This window comes from Pseudomonas sp. NFACC43 (assembly GCF_900119645.1).
Taxonomy (GTDB): Bacteria; Pseudomonadota; Gammaproteobacteria; order Pseudomonadales; family Pseudomonadaceae; genus Aquipseudomonas.
Genome location: NZ_FPKK01000005.1, coordinates 340781 through 364720 on the forward strand (window position 1 = coordinate 340781; position 23940 = coordinate 364720).

The 23940-nt window shown below is 62.7% G+C and carries 16 protein-coding genes; 4 read left to right on the forward strand and 12 right to left on the reverse strand.

Going from position 1 to position 23940, the window contains the following annotated elements:
• Position 1: 1 nt before the first annotated feature.
• From narI to BT179_RS11915, 6 genes are all read right to left on the reverse strand, one after another.
• Positions 2–682 (reverse strand): respiratory nitrate reductase subunit gamma, encoded by a 681-nt coding sequence (gene narI / locus BT179_RS11890; protein WP_072390933.1) that lies wholly within the window; start codon positions 680–682, stop codon positions 2–4.
• Positions 675–1430, reverse strand: coding sequence for a nitrate reductase molybdenum cofactor assembly chaperone (narJ, locus tag BT179_RS11895; RefSeq protein ID WP_072431141.1), 756 nt, complete (start codon positions 1428–1430; stop codon positions 675–677). Before narJ ends, narI begins: the two co-directional genes overlap by 8 nt.
• A 2-nt stretch (positions 1431–1432) precedes the next feature.
• Positions 1433–2971 (reverse strand): nitrate reductase subunit beta, encoded by a 1539-nt coding sequence (narH, locus tag BT179_RS11900; protein WP_072390927.1) that lies wholly within the window; start codon positions 2969–2971, stop codon positions 1433–1435.
• A gap of 1 nt (position 2972) precedes the next feature.
• Positions 2973–6746, reverse strand: coding sequence for a nitrate reductase subunit alpha (locus BT179_RS11905; RefSeq protein ID WP_072431142.1), 3774 nt, complete (start codon positions 6744–6746; stop codon positions 2973–2975).
• 64 nt (positions 6747–6810) lie between these two features.
• Positions 6811–8208: a NarK family nitrate/nitrite MFS transporter gene (locus BT179_RS11910; protein ID WP_072431143.1), complete on the reverse strand. Its 1398-nt coding sequence runs from the start codon at positions 8206–8208 to the stop codon at positions 6811–6813.
• The gene (locus BT179_RS11915; protein ID WP_371264389.1) at positions 8186–9487 is read right to left on the reverse strand and encodes an MFS transporter; all 1302 of its coding nucleotides are present in this window, start codon (positions 9485–9487) and stop codon (positions 8186–8188) included. The genes BT179_RS11910 and BT179_RS11915 overlap by 23 nt, the downstream gene beginning before the upstream one ends.
• Before the next feature lie 304 nt (positions 9488–9791).
• Between BT179_RS11915 and BT179_RS11920 the strand changes: the two genes are divergently transcribed.
• Positions 9792–11591 carry a HAMP domain-containing protein gene (locus BT179_RS11920; protein WP_072390915.1) on the forward strand — a complete coding sequence of 600 codons (1800 nt, stop codon included), beginning with the start codon at positions 9792–9794 and terminating at the stop codon, positions 11589–11591.
• Positions 11588–12235 carry a two-component system response regulator NarL gene (gene narL / locus BT179_RS11925; RefSeq protein ID WP_072390912.1) on the forward strand — a complete coding sequence of 216 codons (648 nt, stop codon included), beginning with the start codon at positions 11588–11590 and terminating at the stop codon, positions 12233–12235. Before BT179_RS11920 ends, narL begins: the two co-directional genes overlap by 4 nt.
• A gap of 180 nt (positions 12236–12415) precedes the next feature.
• Here the strand turns inward: narL and BT179_RS11930 are convergent, their stop codons facing one another.
• From BT179_RS11930 to BT179_RS11940, 3 genes are read right to left on the reverse strand one after another with little or no spacing between them, the layout of a single operon-like run.
• Positions 12416–13210 carry a transglutaminase family protein gene (locus tag BT179_RS11930; protein ID WP_072390909.1) on the reverse strand — a complete coding sequence of 265 codons (795 nt, stop codon included), beginning with the start codon at positions 13208–13210 and terminating at the stop codon, positions 12416–12418.
• Positions 13207–14157, reverse strand: coding sequence for an alpha-E domain-containing protein (locus BT179_RS11935; RefSeq protein WP_072390906.1), 951 nt, complete (start codon positions 14155–14157; stop codon positions 13207–13209). Before BT179_RS11935 ends, BT179_RS11930 begins: the two co-directional genes overlap by 4 nt.
• Before the next feature lie 3 nt (positions 14158–14160).
• Positions 14161–15570: a circularly permuted type 2 ATP-grasp protein gene (locus BT179_RS11940; protein WP_072390903.1), complete on the reverse strand. Its 1410-nt coding sequence runs from the start codon at positions 15568–15570 to the stop codon at positions 14161–14163.
• A 661-nt stretch (positions 15571–16231) separates the two neighbouring features.
• Between BT179_RS11940 and BT179_RS11945 the strand changes: the two genes are divergently transcribed.
• Positions 16232–17230, forward strand: coding sequence for an acyltransferase family protein (locus tag BT179_RS11945; RefSeq protein WP_072431145.1), 999 nt, complete (start codon positions 16232–16234; stop codon positions 17228–17230).
• A gap of 62 nt (positions 17231–17292) precedes the next feature.
• Here the strand turns inward: BT179_RS11945 and BT179_RS11950 are convergent, their stop codons facing one another.
• Positions 17293–19419 carry a TonB-dependent siderophore receptor gene (locus BT179_RS11950; RefSeq protein WP_072390900.1) on the reverse strand — a complete coding sequence of 709 codons (2127 nt, stop codon included), beginning with the start codon at positions 19417–19419 and terminating at the stop codon, positions 17293–17295.
• Positions 19420–19633: 214 nt separating this feature from the next.
• Between BT179_RS11950 and BT179_RS11955 the strand changes: the two genes are divergently transcribed.
• Positions 19634–21430, forward strand: coding sequence for a methyl-accepting chemotaxis protein (locus tag BT179_RS11955; protein WP_072390897.1), 1797 nt, complete (start codon positions 19634–19636; stop codon positions 21428–21430).
• 331 nt (positions 21431–21761) lie between these two features.
• Here BT179_RS11955 and BT179_RS11960 read toward each other — a convergent pair whose 3' ends face one another.
• Positions 21762–21959, reverse strand: coding sequence for a YbdD/YjiX family protein (locus tag BT179_RS11960; RefSeq protein ID WP_072390895.1), 198 nt, complete (start codon positions 21957–21959; stop codon positions 21762–21764).
• A gap of 16 nt (positions 21960–21975) precedes the next feature.
• A partial coding sequence (locus BT179_RS11965; RefSeq protein WP_072431146.1) for a carbon starvation CstA family protein occupies positions 21976–23940 on the reverse strand: 1965 nt, incomplete at its 5' end.

The following is a 23940-nucleotide window of genomic DNA, read 5'->3' on the forward strand; positions in this document are numbered from 1 at the left end:
CTCAGAACTTCTGCCGAACGATTTGATAACGACGTCCCAGGTACCAGACCGGCGCACTGACGATGTGGACCAGACGGGTGAACGGAAACAGCACGAACAGGGTCAGGCCCAACAGCACATGGAGCTTGTAGACCAGGCCCACCGGTGCCATGGCGGTGGCCGCCTCCACCGGACGCAGCAGCACGGTGTTCTGGGCCCAGTCGGCCAGCATCACCATCACCGAGCCGTCCATATGGGCAGTGGACGCCACGATGGTCATCAAGCCCAATACCAGTTGCACCAGCAGCACCACCAACACCAGGATGTCCGAAGTGTTGGACGTGGCACGCACGCGCGGGTCGGTCAAGCGGCGGTTGAGCAGCATCAGCAGGCCGATCAGCCCCAGCACGCCGAAGAAACCGCCGGAAACCATCGCCAGCAACTGCTTGTTCTCGGTGCTCAACACATGGTGGTAGATCGCCGAGGGCGTCAGCAGACCAACGAAGTGGCCGGCCAGCACGAACAGCACGCCAATGTGGAACAGGTTGCTCGCCACGCGCATGCCGCGGTTGCTCAGCATCTGGCTGGAGCCCGCCTTCCAGGTGTACTGGGACAGGTCGAACCGTGCCCAACTGCCGATCAGGCAGACCGCCAGGGCCACATAGGGATAGACCCCGAACAGCAACAGATCCCATTTAGACATTGCCCACCTCCCCGGCTGGCGCTGCGGCCCGCCCTTCGTGCTGAAAATCCACCCAGTGCAACGGCACCGGACCTTCTTCCCGGATCTTGCCCGGCGCGCTCGGCAGCGAACTGCAACGCTGCTGCTGCTCGGCCTTCATGAAATCCACCGCCTCTTCTTCCCAGACCCTGTCCAGGGCTTCGAGGGAGTCGTCCCGTGGCTCGGCTTTCACCTGCTCTGCCAGCCCGGCGACCGCCGTCTGGGGTTCGGCCCCGGCAATCTGCAACAGGGCCCGGAAACAGCTGGCGTAGGCGCTTTCCCGCTCGTCCAGGCGCGCCGCCAGCAAGGCCAGCAAGTGCGCCACGTCCGCCAACCCTTCACGGGCCTCGATGTCTTCGCGGGTGGACAGAAACTCCAGGTACAGGGGGATGTAGTCGGGCAGCTCCTTGACGCCGACGGCGAAGCCGGCTTCTTCGTACTGGGCCATCATGTCCACCATGGCCTGGCCGCGGTCGCGGGACTCACCGTGGACATGTTCGAACAACAGCAGCGACAGCGAACGGCCGCGACCGAACAGCGCCCCGTAGTGTTCCTGGCCGTCCATCAGATCCTGGCTGCAGATCAGCTCCAGCAGCTCGAACAGCCCGGCACGCTGGGCGGGACTGATTTCCCGGGCCTGGAGAATCGCCTGTTCGAGTTCGTCACGGGCGGCCACCAGGGTTTCGGTCGGGTAGTCGAGGAGCAGCGAAATCACCTTGAGAATGCGCATGTTCATTCCTCCCACAACTGCACGGTCTTGATCACATCCCGGCGGTTGGCCTTCTTGCCGCCGAACATGTTGGTGTCGGAACTGCCGCTGCAACCGCTGCCGAAGCTGAAGCCGCAACCGGAGCGCTCGGCGAATGCGTCGCTCATGGCGTCTTCGCGGTGGGCGCTAGGCACGACGAAACGATCCTCGTAGTTGGCGATGGCCAGGTAGCGGTACATCTCCTCCACCTGGTTCACGCTCAGGCCGACGTCGGCCAGCACTTGCAGGTCCTGTACGCCATCGACCTGCTGGGAACGCTTGTAGGCGCGCATTGCCAGCAGGCGCTTGAGGGCATGCCTGACCGGCTTTTCGTCACCGGCGGTGAGCATGTTGGCCAGGTAACGCAATGGGATGCGCAGGCTGTCGACGTCCGGGATCACCCCGTTCATGCCCACGGTACCGGCGGCCGCAGCGTTCTGGATCGGCGACAGTGGCGGCACGTACCAGACCATCGGCAAGGTGCGGTATTCCGGGTGCAGCGGGAGCGCGAGCTTCCAGTCCACGGCCATCTTGTAGACCGGCGAACGCTGGGCCGAGTCGATCACCGACTGCGGCACACCATCGGCCAGGGCCTGGCGGATCACCGCCGGGTCGTTGGGGTCGAGGAAAATCTCCAGTTGCTTCTCGTACAGGTCCTTCTCATCGGCGGTGCTTGCCACTTCGCTGATGCGGTCGGCGTCGTACAGCAGCACGCCGAGGTAACGGATCCGGCCGACGCAGGTTTCGGCGCACACCGTCGGCATCCCCGCCTCGATGCGCGGGTAGCAGAAGATGCATTTTTCCGACTTGCCGCTCTTCCAGTTGAAGTAGATCTTCTTGTACGGGCAGCCGCTGATGCACATGCGCCAGCCGCGGCACTTCTCCTGGTCGATCAGGACGATGCCGTCTTCCTCGCGCTTGTAGATCGCCCCGCTCGGGCAGGATGCCGCGCACGCCGGGTTCAGGCAGTGCTCGCACAGGCGCGGCAAGTACATCATGAAGGTGTTTTCGTACTCGCCGTAGATGTCCGCCTGGACCTTGTCGAAGTTCTTGTCCTTGCGCCGCTTGGCGAATTCGGTACCGAGGATCTCCTCCCAGTTCGGGCCCCACTCGATCTTTTCCATGCGCTTGCCGGACACCACCGAACGCGGCCGTGCGGTGGGTTGATGTTCGCCCAGTGGCGCGGTGTGCAGGTGCTGGTAGTCGAAATCGAACGGCTCGTAGTAATCGTCCAGGCTGGGCAGGTCCGGGTTGGCGAAGATGTTCGCCAGCACACGGAACTTGCCGCCGATGCGCGGATTGATCGAACCGTCGGCGTTGCGGACCCAGCCGCCCTTCCACTTGTCCTGGTTCTCCCATTCCTTTGGGTAGCCGATGCCCGGCTTGGACTCGACGTTGTTGAACCAGGCGTATTCCATCCCTTCGCGGCTGGTCCAGACGTTCTTGCAGGTGATGGAGCAAGTGTGACAGCCGATGCATTTGTCCAGGTTCAGGACCATGCCGATTTGTGAGCGAATCTTCATCTCAGTTCTCCTCGATATCGGTTGGCAGTGGACGCGGCAGATCATCGCCACTGGAACCGTCGAGCCAATCGACCTTGGCCATCTTGCGCACCACGACGAATTCGTCGCGGTTGCAACCGACCGTGCCGTAATAGTTGAAGCCATAGGCCTGCTGGGCATAGCCACCGATCATGTGGGTGGGCTTGAGCACCACGCGGGTCACCGAGTTGTGGTGGCCACCGCGGGTCTTGGTGGTTTCGGAACCTGGCACGTTCACGATCCGTTCCTGGGCGTGGTACATCATCACCATGCCCTCCTTGACCCGCTGGCTGACCACCGCCCGGGCGGTCAGCGCGCCGTTGGCGTTGAAGCATTCGATCCAGTCGTTGTCCTCGATGCCGGCGCGCCTGGCGTCGATCTCCGAAAGCCAGACAATCGGCCCGCCGCGGCTCAAGGTCAGCATCAGCAGGTTGTCGCTGTAAGTGCTGTGGATGCCCCATTTCTGGTGCGGGGTGATCCAGTTCAGAACGATCTCGGTCTCGCCATTGCCGCGCTTGCCCTTCACGCCGGCGATGGTGCGGGTGTTGACCGGAGGCCGATAGCTCATCAGCTGCTCGCCGAACGCCTGCATCCACGGGTGATCCTGGTAGAACTGCTGGCGACCGGTGATGGTGCGCCATGGAATCGACTCGTGGACGTTGGTGTAGCCGGCGTTGTAGCTCACATGGTCGTCTTCCAGGCCGGACCAGGTCGGGCTGGAAATGATCTTGCGCGGCTGGGCCTGGATGTCGCGGAAGCGAATGGCCTCATGCTCCTTGGAGACGGCCAGGTGGCTGTGGTCGATGCCGGTGAATTCCGACAGCGCCGCCCAGGCTTTCACCGCCACATGGCCGTTGGTTTCCGGAGCCAGGGACAGGATCACTTCGGCGGCGTCGATGGCGCTGTCGATCTTCGGCCGCCCTTGGCTGATACCGGCGTCCACTTCATGATGATTGAGCTCGCCGAGGAATTTCACCTCAGCGTCGGTGTTCCAGTTGATGCCCTTGCCGCCGTTGCCGAGTTTTTCCAGCATCGGGCCCAAGGAGGTGAATTGCTTGTAGATGTTGGGGTAGTCGCGCTCCACCACTTGCAGGTTCGGTGCGTTCTTGCCCGGTACCGGCGCCACACCGGCGCTTTTCCAGTCGGTCCCGCCAAACGGCTGGGCCAGTTCGCCAACGCTGTCGTGCATCAACGGTACGGTCACCAGGTCTTTTTCCACGCCCAGGTGTCCGACGGCCATGGCGGAAAACGCTTTGGCGATGCCCTTGTAGATTTCCCAGTCCGAGCGAGATTCCCAGGCCGGATCGATGGCGGCGGACAGCGGGTGGATGAACGGGTGCATGTCCGAGGTGTTCATGTCGTCTTTTTCGTACCACGTAGCGGTCGGCAAGACGATGTCGGAATACACGCAGGTCGAGGACATGCGGAAGTCCAGGGTGGTCACCAGGTCGAGCTTGCCAATGGCACCCCCGTCGACCCATTCGGCTTCAGTGGGCTTGCAGTCGCCGACCTGGCCGATGTCTTCGTTCATCACGCCGTTCTTGGTGCCCAGCAGGTACTTGAGCATGTACTCGTGGCCCTTGCCCGAGGAGCCCAGCAGGTTGGACCGCCAGATGAACATGTTGCGCGGGAAGTTCACCGGGCTGTCCGGTTGCTCGCAGGCAAAGCGCAGGGAGCCGTCCTGCAGCGACTTGACCACATAATCCTTGGGTTCCAGGCCCGCGGCGGCGGCATCGCGGCAGATGTGCAGCGGGTTGGTGTTGAGTTGCGGCGCGCTGGGCAACCAGCCGGCCCGTTCGGCGCGGATGTTGTAGTCCAGGGCGTGCTCGGGGAACTGCGACTTGTCGGCCAGGGGCGAAAGCACGTCGTGCATGCTCATCTTCTCGTGACGCCATTGCGAGCTATGGCCATAGAAGAAGCTGGTGCCGTTCATCTGCCGGGGCGGACGGTTCCAGTCCAGGCCGAAGGCCAGGGGCAGCCAGCCGCATTGCGGACGCAGCTTTTCCTGGCCGACGTAGTGGGCCCAGCCGCCGCCGGTCTGGCCGATGCAACCGCAGAGCATGAGCATGTTGATCAGCCCGCGGTAGTTCATGTCCATGTGGTACCAGTGGTTCATCGCCGCCCCGACGATGATCATCGAGCGGCCCCGGGTCTTGTCGGCGTTGTCGGCGAACTCGCGGGCGATCTGGATCGCCTTCTCGCGGCTCACACCAGTGATCTGCTCCTGCCAGGCTGGCGTACCGGGTACCGAGGCGTCGTCGTAGTCCTTGGCGACGTTGGCGCCCCCCAGGCCACGGTCGATGGCCAGGTTGGCCGCCGACAGGTCGAATACAGTGGCGACTTTCGCCACGCTGCCATCGGCCAGCACCACGCTGTGCACCGGCACCCGACGGAACTGCACCGCATCACCGGCCACGTGCTGGAAGTACTCCTGGGCTTCGCCGGCGAAGTACGGGAACGCCACCTCGGCGACGTCACCGCCGATCAGGCTCAGCTTGAGGTCGATTTCACGCCCCTCGCCGCCTTCACGGGGCAGGATGTTCCACTTGCCCTTCTCGCCCCAGCGATAGCCGATGGAACCCTGGGGGGAAACCAGCTCGCCGTTGGCATCCAGGGCGATGGTTTTCCATTGCGGGTTGTTGTCCTGGCCGAGGTTGTCGGTCAGGTCGCTGGCCCGCAGGAAACGGTCCGGCTGGTAGCCCGCGCCTGGTGCAGCGCCAAGCATCGGCTTGAGCATCACCAGTACCGGCAGGTCGGTGTAGCGCTTGGCGTATTCGGTGAAATAGGCGCTGGGCTTGTCCAGGTGGAATTCTTTGAATATCACATGGTTGAAGGCCTGGGCCAGGGCGGCGTCGGTGCCCTGCTTGGGGTTGAGCCACAGGTCGGTGAGCTTGGCGACTTCCGAGTAGTCCGGGGTGATCGCCACGGTCTTGGTGCCCTTGTAGCGCACCTCGGTGAAGAAGTGGGCATCAGGGGTACGGGTCTGCGGGACGTTGGAGCCCCAGGCGATGATGTAGTTGGAGTTGTACCAGTCGGCCGATTCCGGCACGTCGGTCTGCTCGCCCCAGACCATCGGCGAAGCGGGCGGCAGGTCGCAATACCAGTCATAGAAGCTCAGGCACACGCCACCGATCAGCGAAAGATAGCGCGAGCCGGCGGCGTAGCTGACCATGGACATGGCCGGGATCGGCGAGAAACCCACCACCCGGTCAGGGCCATGGGTCTTGACGGTGTAGACGTTGGCGGCGGCGATGATCTCGTTGACTTCTTCCCAGTTGGAGCGGATGAAGCCGCCCATGCCGCGCTTGCTTTTATAGGCGTCGGCCTTGGCCTTGTTCTCGACGATGCTGGCCCAGGCCTCCACCGGCGGCAGGGTCTGCCGGGCTTCGCGCCACAGCTTGAGCAACGGCTTGCGGATCTTCGGGTACTTGAGCCGGTTGGCGCTGTAGATGTACCAGCTGTAGCTCGCGCCGCGAGGGCAACCGCGAGGTTCGTGGTTGGGCAGGTCGTTGCGGGTGCGCGGGTAGTCGGTCTGCTGGGTTTCCCAGGTGATCAGGCCGTTCTTGACGTAGATTTTCCACGAGCACGAGCCGGTGCAGTTCACTCCATGGGTCGAACGCACGATCTTGTCGTACTGCCAGCGGGAACGGTAGACGTTTTCCCAGTCGCGGGACTCCTTGCGGGTCTCGCCGTGACCGTCGGAAAACTCGCCTTGCTTGCGGTTGAAGAACCGCAGTTGATCCAGTAAATGACTCACAGTGTCTTCCTCTCAGGCTTGCTCCGCGGGGTCTGCGCCCCGCCCAGGCAGGTTTAGGTTCGGCTTAGCAAGGTGTCGCGGCGCCCTTGCGGGCATACCACCACCAGGTCACCACGATGCAGCTCAGGTAGAAGCCGACGAACATGTAGAAGGCCATCTCCGGACCGCCCGTCAGGGCCATCGAAGTGCCGAATGATTTAGGAATGAAGAACGCACCGAAGGCGCCCATGGCCGAGCTGAAGCCCAGCACCGCGGCCGACTCCTTGCCGGCGTTCTTGAGCGCTTGCTCGCGCACCTCGGGCTTTTTCCCCAGGGCGGCTTTTTCATGCAGGGTGCGGAAGATCACCGGGATCATGCGGAACGTGGAACCGTTGCCCACGCCAGTGGTGATGAACAGCAACATGAACAGGCCCAGGAAGCCGTAGAAGTTGCCGCCCTGGCCACCTTGGGGCAGAAAGTGCATGACGCCGAACACCATCGCGATCATCAGCACGAAGTTCCACAGGGTGACCTTCGCACCGCCGAGCTTGTCCGCCAGCCAACCACCCAGCGGCCGCACCAGGGCGCCCACCAGCGGGCCGAGGAAGGCGAATTTCAGGGCGATGACTTCCGGGAACGAAGTCTTGATCAGCAGCGGGAACGCGGCGGAGAAGCCAATGAACGAGCCGAAGGTCGCCAGGTACAGCCAGCACATCAGCCAGTTGTGCTTGCGCTTGAAGATCACCGCTTGTTCGCTGAACGAGGCCCGGGCGCTGGACAAATCGTTCATGCCGAACCAGGCAATCAGGGTCACGGCCAGGATGAACGGCACCCAGATGAAACCGGCGTTCTGCAGCCACAGCGAGCTGCCGTCAGCCAATACCTGGGGTTCGCCGCCCATGAAGCCGAACACCCCGAAGGAGATCACCAGCGGCACGCAGAACTGCATCACCGAGACGCCCAGGTTGCCCAGCCCGGCGTTCAGGCCCAGGGCGGTGCCCTGCTGGGACTTGGGATAGAAGAAGCTGATGTTGGACATGCTGGAGGCGAAGTTGCCGCCGCCAAAACCGCAGAGCAATGCGATCAGCACGAAGACGCTGTAGGGCGTGCCCGGATCCTGTACCGCGAAGCCCATCCACAGCGCCGGCACCAGCAGCGATGCAGTGCTCAGGGCGGTCCAGCGCCGACCGCCGAAGATCGGCACCATGAACGAATAGAAGATGCGCAAGGTGGCACCGGACAGCCCCGGCAGCGCCGCCAGCCAGAACAGCTGGTCGGTGCTGAAACTGAAGCCGATGGCGTTCAGGCGCACGATCACCGTGCTCCAGACCATCCACACGGCGAAGGCCAGCAGCAGCGCCGGGATCGAGATCCACAGGTTGCGCCGTGCGGTCTGTTTGCCACTGCTGCCCCAGAAGGCGGGGTCTTCCGGGCGCCAGTCATGGATGACCGGGCCTTTGTCAGGCGTTTGCAGAACGGACATGTTCTTCTCCTTGGGCAATGCTGGAAAACGGGGGTTGGCTGGCGGGCTGGCGCTTGCCTAGCAGCGGGCGCTTGCGCATTTCGCTGAAGTACATCCAGATGAGGGAGACCCAGACCACGCCGTACAGCAACATGAAGCAGGACGAGCGCACGCCGGTGAGGTCCACCAGGGCGCCGAACATGATCGGCAGCACGAAGCCGCCCAGGCCGCCGGCCAGGCCGACGATGCCGGACACCGCGCCCATGTTTTTCGGGTAGTCGTTGGCGATGTACTTGAAGACCGAGGCCTTGCCGAACGCGAAGGCGATGCCCATCACGAACAGCAGCACGGTGAACAGGGTGGCGTTGAGGCCGATGTGGAAGTCGACGATGTCGTTGACGGTCTGCACTTGCAGCTGGGTCTGGGGATAGGACAGCAGGAACAGACAGATCCAGCTGACCCACAACACCCACCAGGTCACGCTCTGGGCACCCCAGCGGTCGGACATCCAGCCACCGACGGCGCGCAGCACACCACCGGGCAGCGAAAAGCACGCCGCCAGCAGCGCCGCGCTCTGCAGGCTGAAACCGTATTCCTGCACGTAGTATTTGGTCATCCACAGCGCCAGGGCCACATAGCCGCCGAACACGATCGAGTAGTACTGGCAGTAGCGCCACACGGCCGGCTCTTTCAGGGCCTTGAGCTGTTCGCGCAGGCTGGCGCCGTTGGCGCTGCGGTGCTCTTTTTTCTCGGCGGTGAGGAACCAGAACGACAGCGCGGTGAGGAACAGGATCGCGCTGAACACCTTCGGCACCAGGTGCCAGGAGCCCAGGGCGATCAAGGCCGGCGCAAGGAACTTGGTCACCGCCGCACCGGCGTTGCCGGCACCGAAGACGCCCATGGCAAAGCCCTGGTTCTGTTTGTCGAACCACTTGGCGACGTAGGCGATGCCCACCGAAAACGAACCGCCGGCCAGGCCGACGAACAGCCCCAGGACCAGGAACTGCCAGAAGGCCGTGGCCAGGGTGATCAGGTATAACGGCAGTACGCAGGACAGCATCAGCAGGAAGAACACGATGCGCCCGCCGAAACGGTCGGTGAGCAGCCCCAGGGGCAGGCGCACCAGCGAACCGGTCAGTACCGGCGTGGCGGCCAGCAGGCCAAACTGGGTTTCGTTGAGGGCCAGCATTTCCTTGATGGGAACGCCGAGCACCGCGAACATCATCCAGACCATGAAGCACACGGTGAAGGCCAGGGTACTCATCCCCAGTACCAACCCTTGTTGCACTTGCGCTCGCATCACGATGCTCCCATCAGTTCGATGAGCGCAGACTAGTGATGCCTACCCCGCAAAAACTTGACGTGAGTCAAAGAGCCTCCCGGGGGTATGGGCCTATGCTTGGCCCACCTACCTCCAAGGAGGTAGTCCCTGAAATTGATTGAACCCTTTGTTTATCAATAGCTTGAACGAATTGGCCGAAGCTTTTATGGAAACGGAACGGCCAACAACTCTTTAGAGGTAGTGCGCCCGGGATCGGCTGCAACACCCTCGATCCGAGGCACCCTATGCTCGTTTTACCGCTGTTGCGCCAGGGCCAGCCGCAATGATGGGCTGGCTGCGCAGCTCCCTGCCCGCGCGCGCCGCGGTAGCAGTCATCCTGATTGCCATCCTTGCCCTGGCCAGTTCCCTGAGCGCCGGATTGATCGCCTGGTTCAGCCAGGGCGATGCGGCAGCGATCAACACCGCCGGCTCGGTGCGCATGGAGACCTATCACCTGAGCTGGAAACTGGCGGCGGGCGACACCGCCGCCATCCCGGCCATCGTCGACAGCCTGCAGCAACGCCTCAATAGCCCTTCCCTTCGCGCCGTGCTGGAGGACGGCCCGACAACTGCCCTGAACCAGAGCTATCGTGACCTTCTGCAACGCTGGGACGAGACCCTGCGCCCCGCCGTCGAGCGCGGCGACTCGGCGCTCTTGCAGGCCAGCGCGGATTCCTTCGTCGCGCAGCTGGACCAGTTCGTCACCCTGCTGCAACGCCAGAGCGAGCACAAACAGGGCTGGCAACAGACGATCCAGGGCATGGCGCTGTTCAGCACCATGATCATCCTGCTGATCGGCTTGTACGAACTGCAATACAGCGTGGTCACGCCGTTGCAGGAACTGGTGGAGGCGACCCAGCGTTTTCGCCGTGGTGAATTCCAGGTCCGGGTCAATCACCAGTCCGAGGATGAACTGGGCCAACTGGCGACCAGCTTCAACACCATGGCCGAAACCATCGAGCAGTCCCACCGGACCCTGGAAGAACAGGTCCGCCAGAAAACCCTGAACCTGCAACACGCCAATGCCGCCCTGGAACTGCTGTACCAGAGCAGCCGCAGCCTCGCCACGCGCCAGGCCAACGCCCAGGGCCTGGATGAGCTGATCGGTCGTTTCCAGCAGCGGCTGCCGGGCCTGCGCCTGTCGCTCTGCCTGCAAGGGCAACTGCAGGCCCCCGCGCGGCAACTGCTGGCGATTCATGGCGCCAACAACCGCGAAGTCTGTGCCAGCAGTGACTGTGCCACCTGTCAGAAGCATCATGGTGCCCGGCCACAGACCTTCAGCATCAGCAACCAGGGCAACGAACTGGGCGAGCTCAAGGCGCATTTCGTCGACGGCCATACGGCGCAACCCTGGGAGACCGAACTGATCCAGGCCCTGGCCAACGTGATCGGCACGTCACTGTCCCTCAAGCGCCAGCGCGAGCAGGACCATCGCCTGTTGCTGCTGGACGAACGCACCATCATTGCCCGGGAGCTGCATGACTCCCTGGCCCAGGCCCTGTCGTACATGAAACTGCAGGTCAGCCGCATGCAGACCCTGATGCGTCGTGGCGAACCGGTGCAAACCCTGGAAGCGGTGACCGGCGAGCTGCGCGAAGGACTCAACAACGCCTATCGCCAGCTACGGGAATTGCTGACCACGTTTCGCCTGCAGATCCACGACGACGGCCTGGTGGAAGAGCTCAAGGACACCGCCGCGGAGTTCTCCAGCCGCGGGGACTTCCAGGTCCATCTGTTCATCGACACACTGGCTTTCGAGCTGTCGGCCAGCGAACAGATCCATATCCTGCAGATCACCCGTGAAGCCTTGTCCAACTGCCTGCGCCACGCCCACGCCGAGAATGCCTGGCTGCAGTTGCGCCAGGAAGGCGAGACGGTGCAATTGTCGGTCGAAGACGATGGCCGTGGTTTCAGCGGCGAAGTGGACCAGCGCGAACACCATGGCCTGAACATCATGAACGAACGGGCCCGCAGCCTGCGCGGCCAGCTGCAGATCCTCTCCCGGACACCCCAGGGCACCCGTATCCAGGTGTGCTTCCAGCCGGAATTCCTGGGCCAACACACCGAAGGCACCGTCACATGAACGCCCCCCTGCGCCACACCCTGCTACTGGTCGACGACCATCCGATGATGCGTCGCGGGATTCGCCAGATGCTCGAACTCGAAGACGACCTGCAGATCGTCGGCGAAGCCAGCCATGGCGAAGAAGCCCTGTGTTTGATCGAACCGCTCAAGCCCGACCTGGTGCTGCTGGACAACAACATGCCGCAGATGAACGGCATCGAAACCCTGCGTCGGCTGCGCGCCATGAACTACAGCGGCAAGGTGTTGCTGTTCACCGTGTCCGATGCCGAGGACGACATTCGCGATGCCCTGCGCCTGGACGCCAATGGCTACCTGCTCAAGGACATGGAGCCCGAGCTGCTGGTGCAGTACATCCGCGATGCGCTCAAGGGCGCCCTGGTTATCAGTCCCGGGCTGACTCGCGTCATGGCCCAGGCCCTGCGCTCCCCGCCCCGCCAGGCCGACGTGGACCTGACCGAGCGCGAACGCCAGGTGCTCAAGACCATCGCGGCCGGCTACAGCAACAAGGTCATCGGCCACAAGCTGGGCATCACCGAAGGCACGGTGAAGGTCCACGTCAAGAACCTCTTGCACAAGCTCGGCCTGCGCTCGCGGGTCGAGGCCGCCGTATGGGCCATGGAGCACCTGCGCGGGGTCGGTTAGGCTGCAATGCCCGGGCAGGTCTCCCCGCCCGGCTCCCCAGCCGCCATTTGAAAAGTCCTCAGAGACAAAGGTCAGGCCAGGCAAAAACCGCCAGGGAAGCTGAATTTACTGGCGTAAACGAGCATTCCGAGGCGGTTTTCGACGCCGCATCACCGAGTATCAGGGCTTTTCGAACAGCACTTAATGTTGGACCTGGACCATGGAGCTCACCTGCACCCGGGCCTGCATCTGCTCCGCCCCGCCTCCACGACGCATGCCCCGCACCGGGCAGGCATCGAGGTAGTCCAGGCCGACCGCCAGCTTCAGGTGCCGGTCCGGGCGGGTCAGGCGGTTGGTCACATCGAAGCTGTACCAGCCATCGCCCAGCCAGGCTTCGGCCCAGGCGTGGCTCGCCAGGTGACTTTCATCCTCGGTGCACAGGTAGCCCGAGACATACCGTGCCGGAATCCCCAGGCTGCGGGCGCACGCCAGAAAGGCGTGGGTATGGTCCTGGCAGACACCCGAGCCGCCGGCAAACGCCTCGGCGGCCGTGCTGTTGACCGCGGTCGTACCCGGACTGTAGGGCATGCGGGCCACCAGGCCGTCCATCAGGGCGGTCAAGGCGGCACGATCGCGTCGGCCCGCGCATTGTTCCTCGGCGAAGGCACCGAGGGCGTCGTCCGCCTGGGTGAGACGGCTGGTACGCAGGAACGGCAATGGCGACTGGTCATCCGGCTCCACCTCCACCGCCTGGTGGATCTGCACCTCACCGTAGGCCGTGAGCACCAAGGCGCCGTGGGGCTCGTCCATGGTCATCACATGCAGGATGTTGCCGTACGGGTCGAGCTGGCTGCGCACCAGGCGCGGCAACTCCAGGTGCCATTGCAGGATGCGCTGGCGCTGGCTGTCCTTGGGCGTCAGGCGCAGGAACTGGATGCTGGTGCACACCTCGTCGGTGTAGCGGTAGGTGGTGTCATGGCGTATGGAAAGTTTCATACGACCTCCAGATAGGATTCGTGGACGGTCTGGCCCAGGTGGCGGATCTGGTCGATAAGGTCGGTCAGCCACAGATGCAGGCCCGAGGCCAGGATCTCGTCGATCCCGGAATAACGCAGGCGTGCGTGCAGCTCCGCGGCCAGGCGCTGGGCCGGGCGCCCATTGTTGCCCGGCAGGCTGGCCAGGATGTGGTCGAGTTCCTCGATGCAGGCGAGCAACGAGCGCGGTACATCGGCGCGCAGCAGCAACATTTCCGAGACCTGCTCGGCATTCGGCGCATTGCGGTAGATCTCGTTGAACGCCTCGAAGGAAGACAGGGCCCGCAGCAACGCGCTCCACTGGTAGTAGCCGCGCGCCGATTTGTCGCTGACCTCCTCCGACTCCTCGCCATACATTTCGTAGCGGGCGTCCAGCAACCGCAGGGTGTTGTCCGCCCGCTCGATGAAGGTGCCCAGGCGAATGAAACAGTAGGCATCGTTGCGCATGATGGTGCCCGACGTCGCCCCACGGAACAGGTGCGAGCGTTCCTTGACCCATTCGCAGAAATGACTGATGCCGTAGCGTCCCAGGCCATTGCCGGCGATGTTGCGCATTTCCAGCCAGGTGGCGTTGATGTTTTCCCACATGTCGGCGGTGATGCGTCCGCGCACGGCGTGGGCATTGGTCCGCGCCGCCCGCAGGCAGCTGTAGATGCTGCCGGGGTTGGTGTCGTCCAGGGCGAAGAAATGCAGCATGTGTTCGCTGTCGAGCGCCCCATAACGAGCGTTGTAGTCGTCCAGCGTACCGGCGGCCAGCAATGACATCGCCAGCTCGGCGTGCCCGTCGCTACGCCCGGCCTGGGGCATCAGCGACAGCGAGTAGCTGACCTCCAGCATGCGCGCCAGGTTCTCGGCGCGCTCCAGGTAGCGGGACATCCAGTAGAGGTCCGAAGCGGTTCTTGAAAGCATGTCTTAATCCTCCACTACCCAGGTGTCCTTGGTACCGCCACCCTGGGACGAGTTCACCACCAGCGAGCCCTCGCGAAGCGCCACGCGGGTCAGCCCCCCGGGCACCAGGCGCGTCTCCTTGCCCGACAGCACGAACGGACGCAGGTCGATATGACGCGGGGCGATGCCGTTCTCGACAAAGGTCGGGCACGTGGACAGGCTCAGGGTCGGTTGGGCGATGTAGTCTTGCGGCCGGGCCTTGAGGCGGGCGCGGAAGTCTTCGATCTGCGCCGCGGTCGCCGCCGGCCCCACCAGCATGCCGTAGCCGCCGGAGCCCTGGGTTTCCTTGACCACCAGGTCGGGCAGGTTGGCCAGCACATGGGACAGGTCCTGGGGCTTGCGGCACTGCCAGGTGGGCACGTTCTTGAGGATGGGTTCTTCGGTGAGGTAGAAGCGGATCATCTCGTCCACGTAGGGGTAGATCGACTTGTCGTCGGCCACGCCGGTGCCGACGGCATTCGCCAGCACCACATTGCCGGCGCGGTACACGGCGATCAGCCCGGGCACGCCCAGCATGGAGTCGGGGTTGAACGACAGCGGATCGAGGAACGCATCGTCGAGACGACGGTAAATCACGTCCACCTGTTGGGGACCTGCCGTGGTGCGCATGTAGACATGGTCGTCGCGCACGAACAGGTCGGCCCCTTCCACCAGTTCCACCCCCATTTCCCGGGCCAGGAACGCGTGTTCGAAATAGGCACTGTTGAAACGGCCGGGGGTCAGGACCACGGCGGTGGGGTTGTCCAGCGGGCTGGAGCTCTTGAGGGTGTCGAGCAGCAGGTTCGGGTAATGATCGATGGGGGCCACGCGCTGGGCCGCGAACAGTTCGGGGAACAGGCGCATCATCATCTTGCGGTCTTCGAGCATGTAGCTCACGCCGCTGGGGGTGCGCAGGTTGTCTTCCAGCACGTAGTAGCTGCCATCGCCGTCACGCACCAGGTCGACACCGGCGATATGGGCATAGATGCCCCGGTGCAGGTTCAGGCCCTGCATCGCGATCTGGTAACCCTCGTTGGCCAGCACCTGCTCGGCCGGGATGATGCCCTCCTTGAGAATGCGCTGGTCGTGATAGATGTCGGCCAGGAACATGTTCAGGGCCTGGACCCGCTGGATGCAGCCGCGCTCGACCGTCTGCCATTCACTGGCCTTGATGCTGCGCGGAATGATGTCGAACGGTATCAACCGCTCGGTACCCTGCTCGTCCCCATACAGCGTGAAGGTGATCCCGGCGCGATGGAACAGCAGGTCGGCTTCGCGCCGGCGTTGCTCGAGCAGCTCGGTCGGCGTGTCCGCCAACCAGCGTGCGAAGGCTTGGTAATGCGGGCGGCAGTCACCCTTGGCGTCATACATTTCATTGAAAAAAGCTCGGGGCATAGCCAACTCCCAGCCGCGTTCTACACGGCATTTCTTATCACTGCGTCATTCCAATAGTGCGGCCTTGCCTGTTTGGGTGAGCCTTGTTTGATGAGCCCTGGTTCTATGAGCACCTCATGGATGTCGGTCGCTGATCTGGCCTTTGCGTCTGGAAGACGTGCGCCCCCTTCAACTCTGCGTAGTGCCCCTCTCCTCTGTTCTGTGGGTGTCTGTTCTGTAGGAGCCTGTTCCATGGAAGCCCCCGGTTCGGTGGCCACTGACTCAAGCCGTAGCAAAGGCTGTGCCCAAGCTCGAGGTTAGGCGCTTTCGCTGGAAAAACCGGCGCAAAATGGCGTAACCGTGAAATTTTTATTCGTTTGAGCGGCGAAAAGCACCTGATAAGGCTGCAAAGCCCTGCACGGCGCCTGACCAGGACATCGCAAACGGGTCGAATCGGTGCAGCGAAACGGATGAAGGGCGCTTGATGCCCTGAAACGGGGAAATTACTACCCACTGGCGATTTCGGCCTCCCTGCAAGCCGGCAATCGAACCAAGCCCATGTGTGTCAAAAGTGACAATTGTCCCCACTGGCCCGCCGCCGTCGCGCAAACGGCTGTCAACTGCCCGCAAAGCCCAATAACGTATCGCGCAAACGGATCAACTCTGATTAAGGATGATGCACGTGGGGGTCTTTCGGTTGCTGCTGGCAATGCTGGTGGCGATGTCTCATATGGGCGTGACGTTCATGGGCTTCAATCCCGGCGTGGTGGCCGTGATTTCCTTCCTGATCATCAGCGGCTTCGTGATGACCTCCCTGATCGAACGCAACTACGGCAGCGATGGGCAGATTGGCCTGTTCTACATCGACCGGCTGTTGAGGTTGTACCCTCAGTTCCTGCTTTACTTCGCCCTGTCCTGCGTGGTGATTCATTTCCTGTTGCCCGGCACACCCCAGGCCGCGGCCCTGACCCTGGAAAACGTCGCCACCAGCCTGCCGATCGTACCGCTGGGTTTCTATATGTTCGGCATCACCGTGCCGCAGATCCTGCCGCCGGCCTGGTCCCTGGGCATGGAAATGTGTTTCTACCTGCTGATCCCGTTCCTGATCCGCTACAGGGCGCGGGGCATCGCATTCGCGGCGTCCGTGGCGATCTTCCTGGTTGCCTCGCTGGGCTACCTCGACACGGATATATACGGCTACCGGTTGCTCCCGGGCGTGCTGTTCATTTTCCTCTGTGGCAGCTACCTGTACCGGGCCCAAGCCAAGGGCCTGTGGATCGCGTCGATGACCGCGGCTGTGGCTGGGTTGATGTGCCTGGGCATTGCCATGGGGTTCATTCCCCGCCGTCCTTTCAACGCGGAAGTCACCCTCGGCATCGCCCTCGGCCTGCCGTCAGTATTCCTGCTCGCCAGGCACAAGCCTCATCGGCTGGACGAACTGCTGGGCAATATCAGCTACGGGGTGTTCCTCAACCACTTCGTGGTGATGTACGTACTGCGGGCGTTCTGGCCGGTGGAGTACAACGCGCTGATCATCACGGCGGTACTGGTGCTGTCGTTCGCATTGAGCGGCGTGTCCTATTACCTGGTGGAGCGACCGGCGCTGAAGCTTCGCCACGCCCTCAGGTCAGGCGTCAGGCAGGACGCGGCGAAGCCCCCCGTCGGCGGCACCCCGGCTTAGCCTGCGACACCATGAAAAAGCCCGGGACAAAACCCGGGCTTTTCGGTTTCAGCGCAGCGCGATCAGAATGTCACGCTGGCGCTCAGGCGTGCGGTACGAGGCTCGCCGACGTTGACCTGCAGCTCGCTGCCGGTGGAGGACGGGTAGTACTGCTTGTCGAACAGGTTGTCCACGTTCAGCTGCAACGAGGTCTTGTGCCCCAGCACCGGAGATTCCCAGCGCAGGAAGGCATCGGCGACGGTGTAGCTGCTCAGCCAGAAATCGTTGGCATTGTTGGCGGCGCGTTCGCCGACGTAACGCGCCCCTGCTCCCGCATGCCAGGCGCCGAATTCGGCCGGCACGTTCAGGTGGTGGCTCAGGTAGAGGCTGGCGGTGTGTTTCGGAGCGTCGGCGAGACGGTGACCTTCGTCATCCGGATCGTCGAGGATTTCCGTATGGGTGTAGGCGTAGGTGCCGATCAGGTCCCAGCGGTCGGAAAGGCGACCGGTGATGTCGAGTTCCAGGCCTTGGGAGCCGACCTTACCGGCGGCTTCCGACAGTGTCACAGCGTTGACGGTGGTGGACGTCACGACGTTCTTCTTCACGATGTCGAACAGCGCAAGGTTAATATTCAAACCCGGCAACGGATCGTACTTGGCGCCAATTTCATAGCTGCGGCCCTCTTCCGGATCGAAGGTATTGCCGGCGTCGTCAACCGTATCATTTGGCTTGAACGACCGGCTGTAATTGCCGTACAGCGACAGGGTGTCGGTGGCTTTGTAGACCAGGCCAAGGAAGGGTACGAAGGCGTCACCGTTGTCATCGCGGTTGACTTGGTAGTCACTACCAAGTCCCTGGTCGCTGTATTGATCGTAATGCTGATAACGACCTCCCAATACCAAAATCCAGCGATCATCGAGGTGCCAGTTGTCCTTCAAATAGACCGAACTGGAATTCAACTGGTTGCTCAGGTCGCTTTGAGTTGGACTGATCACACTGGGCTCAGCCAGGCCACCATAAACCGGCGATGTGATATCGAAACCAGCCTGAGCCTTTCCACGGTAAGTCTTGCCACGGAACTGATCGGAAACCTGATTATCAACGCCTAACAACAAATCATGACGTTGACCAAGCAGCTCTTGTTTACCGATGAAGTCCCAACTGGCATAACGAGTTTCGTCGTCGTAATGAGCGCCATTGGCGGCTCGCTGAAAAACACCGGTTTTCGACAGACTCGGCTGCGCAATCGAAAGACTGTACCGATCATTGTTCCAACCATAGGTAACCCGCGTTTTCCACGCGTCGCTCAACTCATACTCGAACCGCGCCGTCGCCGTTTCGCGAATCCCCACGCTCTTGGCCCAAGGCTCATCGAGGCGCTTGTCGTAGTCGATGTCCGCCGGGTGCCCGTTCCTGAACACCGTACCCCGGTCAAACGGACTGGAGTATTCGTTGTACTCATAACTGAGGTTCAACGAAGCACGCTCCCCCGTCCAAGCCAGGGATGGCGCCACCAGCGTGCTCTCGTTGACCCCATAGTTGCGCCAGTAATCTTCATGGCCGCGCTCGGCGATCAAGCGATACGCCAACCCGGTATCGCCCAGCGGTCCGGTGGTGTCCAGGGCCATGGTGCCGCCACCTTCGCTGTAGGCCGAGCCGCTCAGCGTGGTGCCCTGGGTATATTCGGGCTTCTTGCTGATCACGTTGATCAGGCCGCCCGGCTCCAGCGCGCCATACAGCAACGAGGCCGGCCCCTTGAGCACCTCGACCCGCTCGGTGGTGGCGCTGAAATTGTGCCCCAGGTTCGAGCGCACGCCATCGCGCAGGATCGAGCCATCGTCGTTGGTACCAAAGCCGCGCTTGACCAGTGAGTCCCGCGAGCCGCCCAGGGTGTTGCCCTGGCTGACACCGCTGACGAATTTCATCGCATCGTTCAGCGAGCGCACCTGATAGTCATCCAGGGTCTGCTGGGTGACGACATTGATGGACTGCGCCTCTTCCTTGATCGGTACATCGCTCTTGCTCGCCGTGCTGGCTTGCGATGCCGTGTAACCCTCCTCCTGAGTGATGCGGGTGCCCTGGATATCCGTGGTGGGCAGCTCAAGGGAATCCTGCGCCCACAAGGGGCTGGCGATGAGGCAGCAGGACAGCGTGGGCAGCACACGCTTGAAGAATGCGCTGCGGTTAGCGAAAGGGATGGAACGCTTCAAGAAAGGGCACTCATGGGAGGGAACGTTAATGAGAGCGAATATACTTTGAGAATAATTCCCAGTAAATCTTTTCCATCAAACCCATCGCCTTCCAACCCTATGAATCGGGCCGACTTTTGCAGAGTGATATCAAATAGCCCTTCCCCGCCTAAAGCTTTGGCGCTTTCGGTCGAATGTATTCCATTAAAAGATTTTTCCGCCCAGGAGCGACGGTATGCAGACGTTAAAGGACTTGTACGAGTCTATCGAAATGCGTTTTTTCGATACCCTCACTAAAAAGCTGTCGAGCCTTTTTCTACTGGTCGTGGTCAGCGGGTTGCTGTACTGGGTCGCCCTCAGCGCCCGTGCGGACATCGTGCTGCAGTTGCGCAATGCCCAATTGGACGCCGCCTTGCTGGGGCAGATCGAGGGGCGACTCGACAGCCTGACCCACGCGCTGCTGTTCGGTACGTTACTGACGGCGGGCATGATCAGCTTCATGGTCTGGTACTTCCGCCATCTCATCGTGCGCCCGGTCACAGCCATGACCAAGGCCCTGGAGGAAATCGCCAACGGCGAAGGCGACCTGTCCAAGGACTTGCCCCTGGTGACCCACGACGAAATCCGCGTACTGGCAGGCACGTGCAACCGTTTCCTGGCCAAGCAGCGGGAAATCATCAGCAACGTCCAGGCCCTGACCGTACACATCGCCGTGGAATCGGCGCGTTCGCTCAAGAACATCAGCGATTCCAGTGACAGCGCTACCCACCAGGCACGCTTCGCCAAGGAAGTGATGGACCAGAGCAACAGCGCCGTTGGCCGCATCGAGGAAGTCTCGCGCCAGACCCAGGGCATCTCCAGCACCACCGCCCAGAACCTGAGCATGGCCCGCGACTCCTACGCCGAGTTGCTCGAAGTGACCGGCAACATCAGCGAAATCTCCAGCAGCCTCAACGAGTTCGCCACGCTGGTGAACGCCTTGAACCAGCGCTCCTCGAGCATCAAGTCCATCGTCGGGTTGATCCAGCAGATCTCCGCCCAGACCAATCTGCTGGCGCTCAACGCCGCCATCGAAGCCGCCCGGGCCGGCGAAAGCGGCCGAGGCTTCGCCGTGGTGGCCGATGAGGTGCGGACCCTGGCGCAGAACGTCAGCCGGGCCACCGACGATATCTCCCGCAACATCGACGCCATGCTGGAAGAAGTCAGCTCCACCCATCAACAGACCACCCAGATCAGCCACAGCGCCCGGGAAACCCAGAAAGTCGTGGAGCGCGCCTCCGGCCATTTCGAAAGCATGATCGGCGACTTCGAGTCCACCAATGGCAAGCTGGCGGACATCGCCGAGCATATCCAGCAGTTCGCCGATGCCAACACCGGCATCAACGAGCGAGTCACCCAGATCCACGCCGACAGCCAGTCCATCGATCAGCGCATGCAGCATTCGGCGACCGCCACCCGCGACCTGTCCGGCGTGGCCGAGCGGGTGCAGGCGTTGCTGGGCCGCTTCGTGCTCGGCCATGGCAAGCTGGACGCCGCCATCACCCGGGCCAGCGAATGCCGCGACACCCTTCAGGTCCGCCTGCAGGCACTGCTGGACGAGGGGCTCGATCTGTTCGACCAGAGTTATCAGCTGATCCCGGGCACCGATCCCAAGCAGTACATGACCCGCTACACCGAACGCTTCGCCCAGGTCTGCCAGGAAGCCTGCGACACCCTCACCCGCAGCACGCCGGGGGGCAAGGTTTCGTTCATTGTCGACAGCAAGGGGTATTGCCCGGTGAACAACAGCTGGGTTTCGAAGCCACCGACCGGTGACCGGGCGGTGGATCTGCCGGTGTGCCGCAACAAGCGAATCTTCAACGACCCCATTGGCCTGCGTGCGGCAGGCAACGTCCAGCGCTTCCTGCTGCAGACCTACCTGCGCGATACCGGGGAAATCATGACCGAGATCGACGTCCCGTTCTTCTTTGGCGGTCGTCACTGGGGCAACTTGCGCGTGGGCTTCGATGCGGCGGTGTTGCTGGCGGAGTGAGGGTGCGCTTACACGCCCCCCTTCCCCGGAAACGACTGATGTTGGGGGGAAGTCTGCTCACAAGCGGTGGATCAGCGACATCATCGTCAACTGACCCACTGCCATCGCGAGCAGGCGCGCTCCCACAAGGGATCCGTGGCGTAAGCAAATCCTGAGGTCATCCTACAAAGGGGTCTGAGGTGTATGCACCTCTTGAGCCCCCAGAAACAACTGTGGGAGCGAGCTTGCTCGCGATAGCGGTGGATCAGCGACATCATCGTCAGCCGACCCACTGCCATCGCGAGCAGGCTCGCTCCCACAAGGGTTGCATCATCCGCCGGCAATCAGCGGTTCAACAGCACTTGGGCCCGGCCTTGCCGCCGTAGCGGGCTTCCTGGCGTTCGCGGAAGAACGCCTCGTAGTCCATCAGCGGCTTGTCCGGGTGCTTGGTTTGCATGTGCTCGACGTAGTTGTCGTAGTCGGGCATGCCGACCATCAGGCGGGCGGCCTGACCGAGGTATTTACCGAGGCGACTCAAGTCATTGAACATCGTTGCAATCCTCTGGTTACGCGTCCGGCAGGGCCTGGAATGGCGCTTCTTTGTCCGTGCGCTCTTTCGTGCCCCAGGCGGCGATGCCGACCTTGAGCGCGTAGAACAGGATGCTGAAGACCACGAACAGGAACAGCACCGTCAGCGTGGCGTTGGTGTAGGCGTTGAACACCACGTGCTGCATCTGCTCCACGCTCTTGGCCGGGGCCAGGACCTGGCCGGCGGCCAGGGCATCGTTGTACTTGCGCGCCAGGGCCAGGAAGCCGATCGCCGGGTTGGCGTCGAACAGCTTGATCAGGCCCGCGGTGGTGGTGCAGATCAGCAGCCACGTCGCCGGCAGCAGCGTGACCCAGACGTAGCGCTGGCGCTTCATCTTGATCAGCACCACGGTACCGAGCATCAGGGCGATCCCCGCCAGCATCTGGTTGGAGATGCCGAACAGCGGCCACAGGGTGTTGATGCCACCCAGCGGGTCGATCACGCCCTGGTACAGCAGGTAGCCCCACAGTGCCACGCAACCGGCGGTGGCGATCAGGTTGGCGGGCCAGGATTCGGTGCGCTTGAGGGCCGGCACGAACGAGCCCAGCAGGTCCTGCAGCATGAACCGCCCGGCACGGGTGCCGGCGTCCACCGCGGTGAGGATGAACAGCGCTTCGAACAGGATCGCGAAGTGGTACCAGAACGCCATGGTGTTCTCACCCGGCAGCACCGAGTGCAGGATCTGCGCGATACCCACCGCCAGGGTCGGCGCACCGCCGGCGCGGGCCAGGATGGTGGTTTCGCCGATGTCCTTGGCCACCGCCTGCAACGCGTCCGGCGTGATGGCAAAGCCCCAGTTGCTGACGGTCTGCGCCACGGCCACCACGTCGGTCCCGACGATGGCCGCCGGGCTGTTCATGGCAAAGTACACGCCCGGCTCGATCACCGAAGCGGCGACCATGGCCATGATCGCCACGAAGGACTCCATGAGCATGCCGCCGTAGCCGATGTAACGGGCATTGACTTCGTTATCCAGCAGCTTGGGCGTGGTGCCCGATGAAATCAGCGCATGGAAGCCCGACACCGCGCCACAGGCGATGGTGATGAACAGGAACGGGAACAGCCCTCCCTTCCACACCGGGCCGGTGCCGTCGGTGAACTGGGTCAGCGCCGGCATCTTCAGCTCGGGCATGGTGATCAGGATGCCGATCGCCAGGGCGACGATGGTACCGATCTTGAGGAACGTGGACAGGTAGTCCCGCGGCGCCAGGATCAGCCACACCGGCAGCACCGCCGCGACAAAGCCGTAGCCGATCAGCATCCAGGTGATCTGCACGCCGGTAAAGGTGAAGGCCTTGGCCCAGACCGGATCGGCGGCCACCTGCCCGCCCAGCCAGATCGAACCCAGCAGCAACAGCACGCCGATGAGGGAAATCTCACCGATGCGGCCCGGACGGATGTAGCGCATGTAGATGCCCATGAACATCGCGATCGGGATGGTCGCCATCACCGTGAAGATCCCCCACGGGCTCTCGGCCAGGGCCTTGACGACGATCAGCGCCAGCACCGCGAGGATGATGATCATGATCAAAAAGCAGCCGAACAGCGCGATGGTGCCGGGGATACGGCCCATTTCCTCGCGCACCATGTCGCCCAGGGAGCGACCGTTGCGGCGGGTGGACAGGAACAGGACCATGAAATCCTGCACCGCACCGGCCAGCACCACGCCGGCGATCAGCCAGAGCGTGCCGGGCAGGTAGCCCATCTGCGCCGCCAGCACCGGCCCGACCAGCGGCCCCGCGCCGGCAATCGCCGCGAAGTGGTGGCCGAAGAGGATGTGCTTGTTGGTCGGGACATAGTCCAGGCCATCGTTATTGAGCACGGCGGGAGTGGCCCGGCGCGCGTCGAGTTGCATCACGTTGTTGGCGATGAAAAGGCTGTAGTAGCGGTAGGCGACCAGGTAGATGGCCACGGCTGCGACGACGATCCAGAGGGCGTTGAT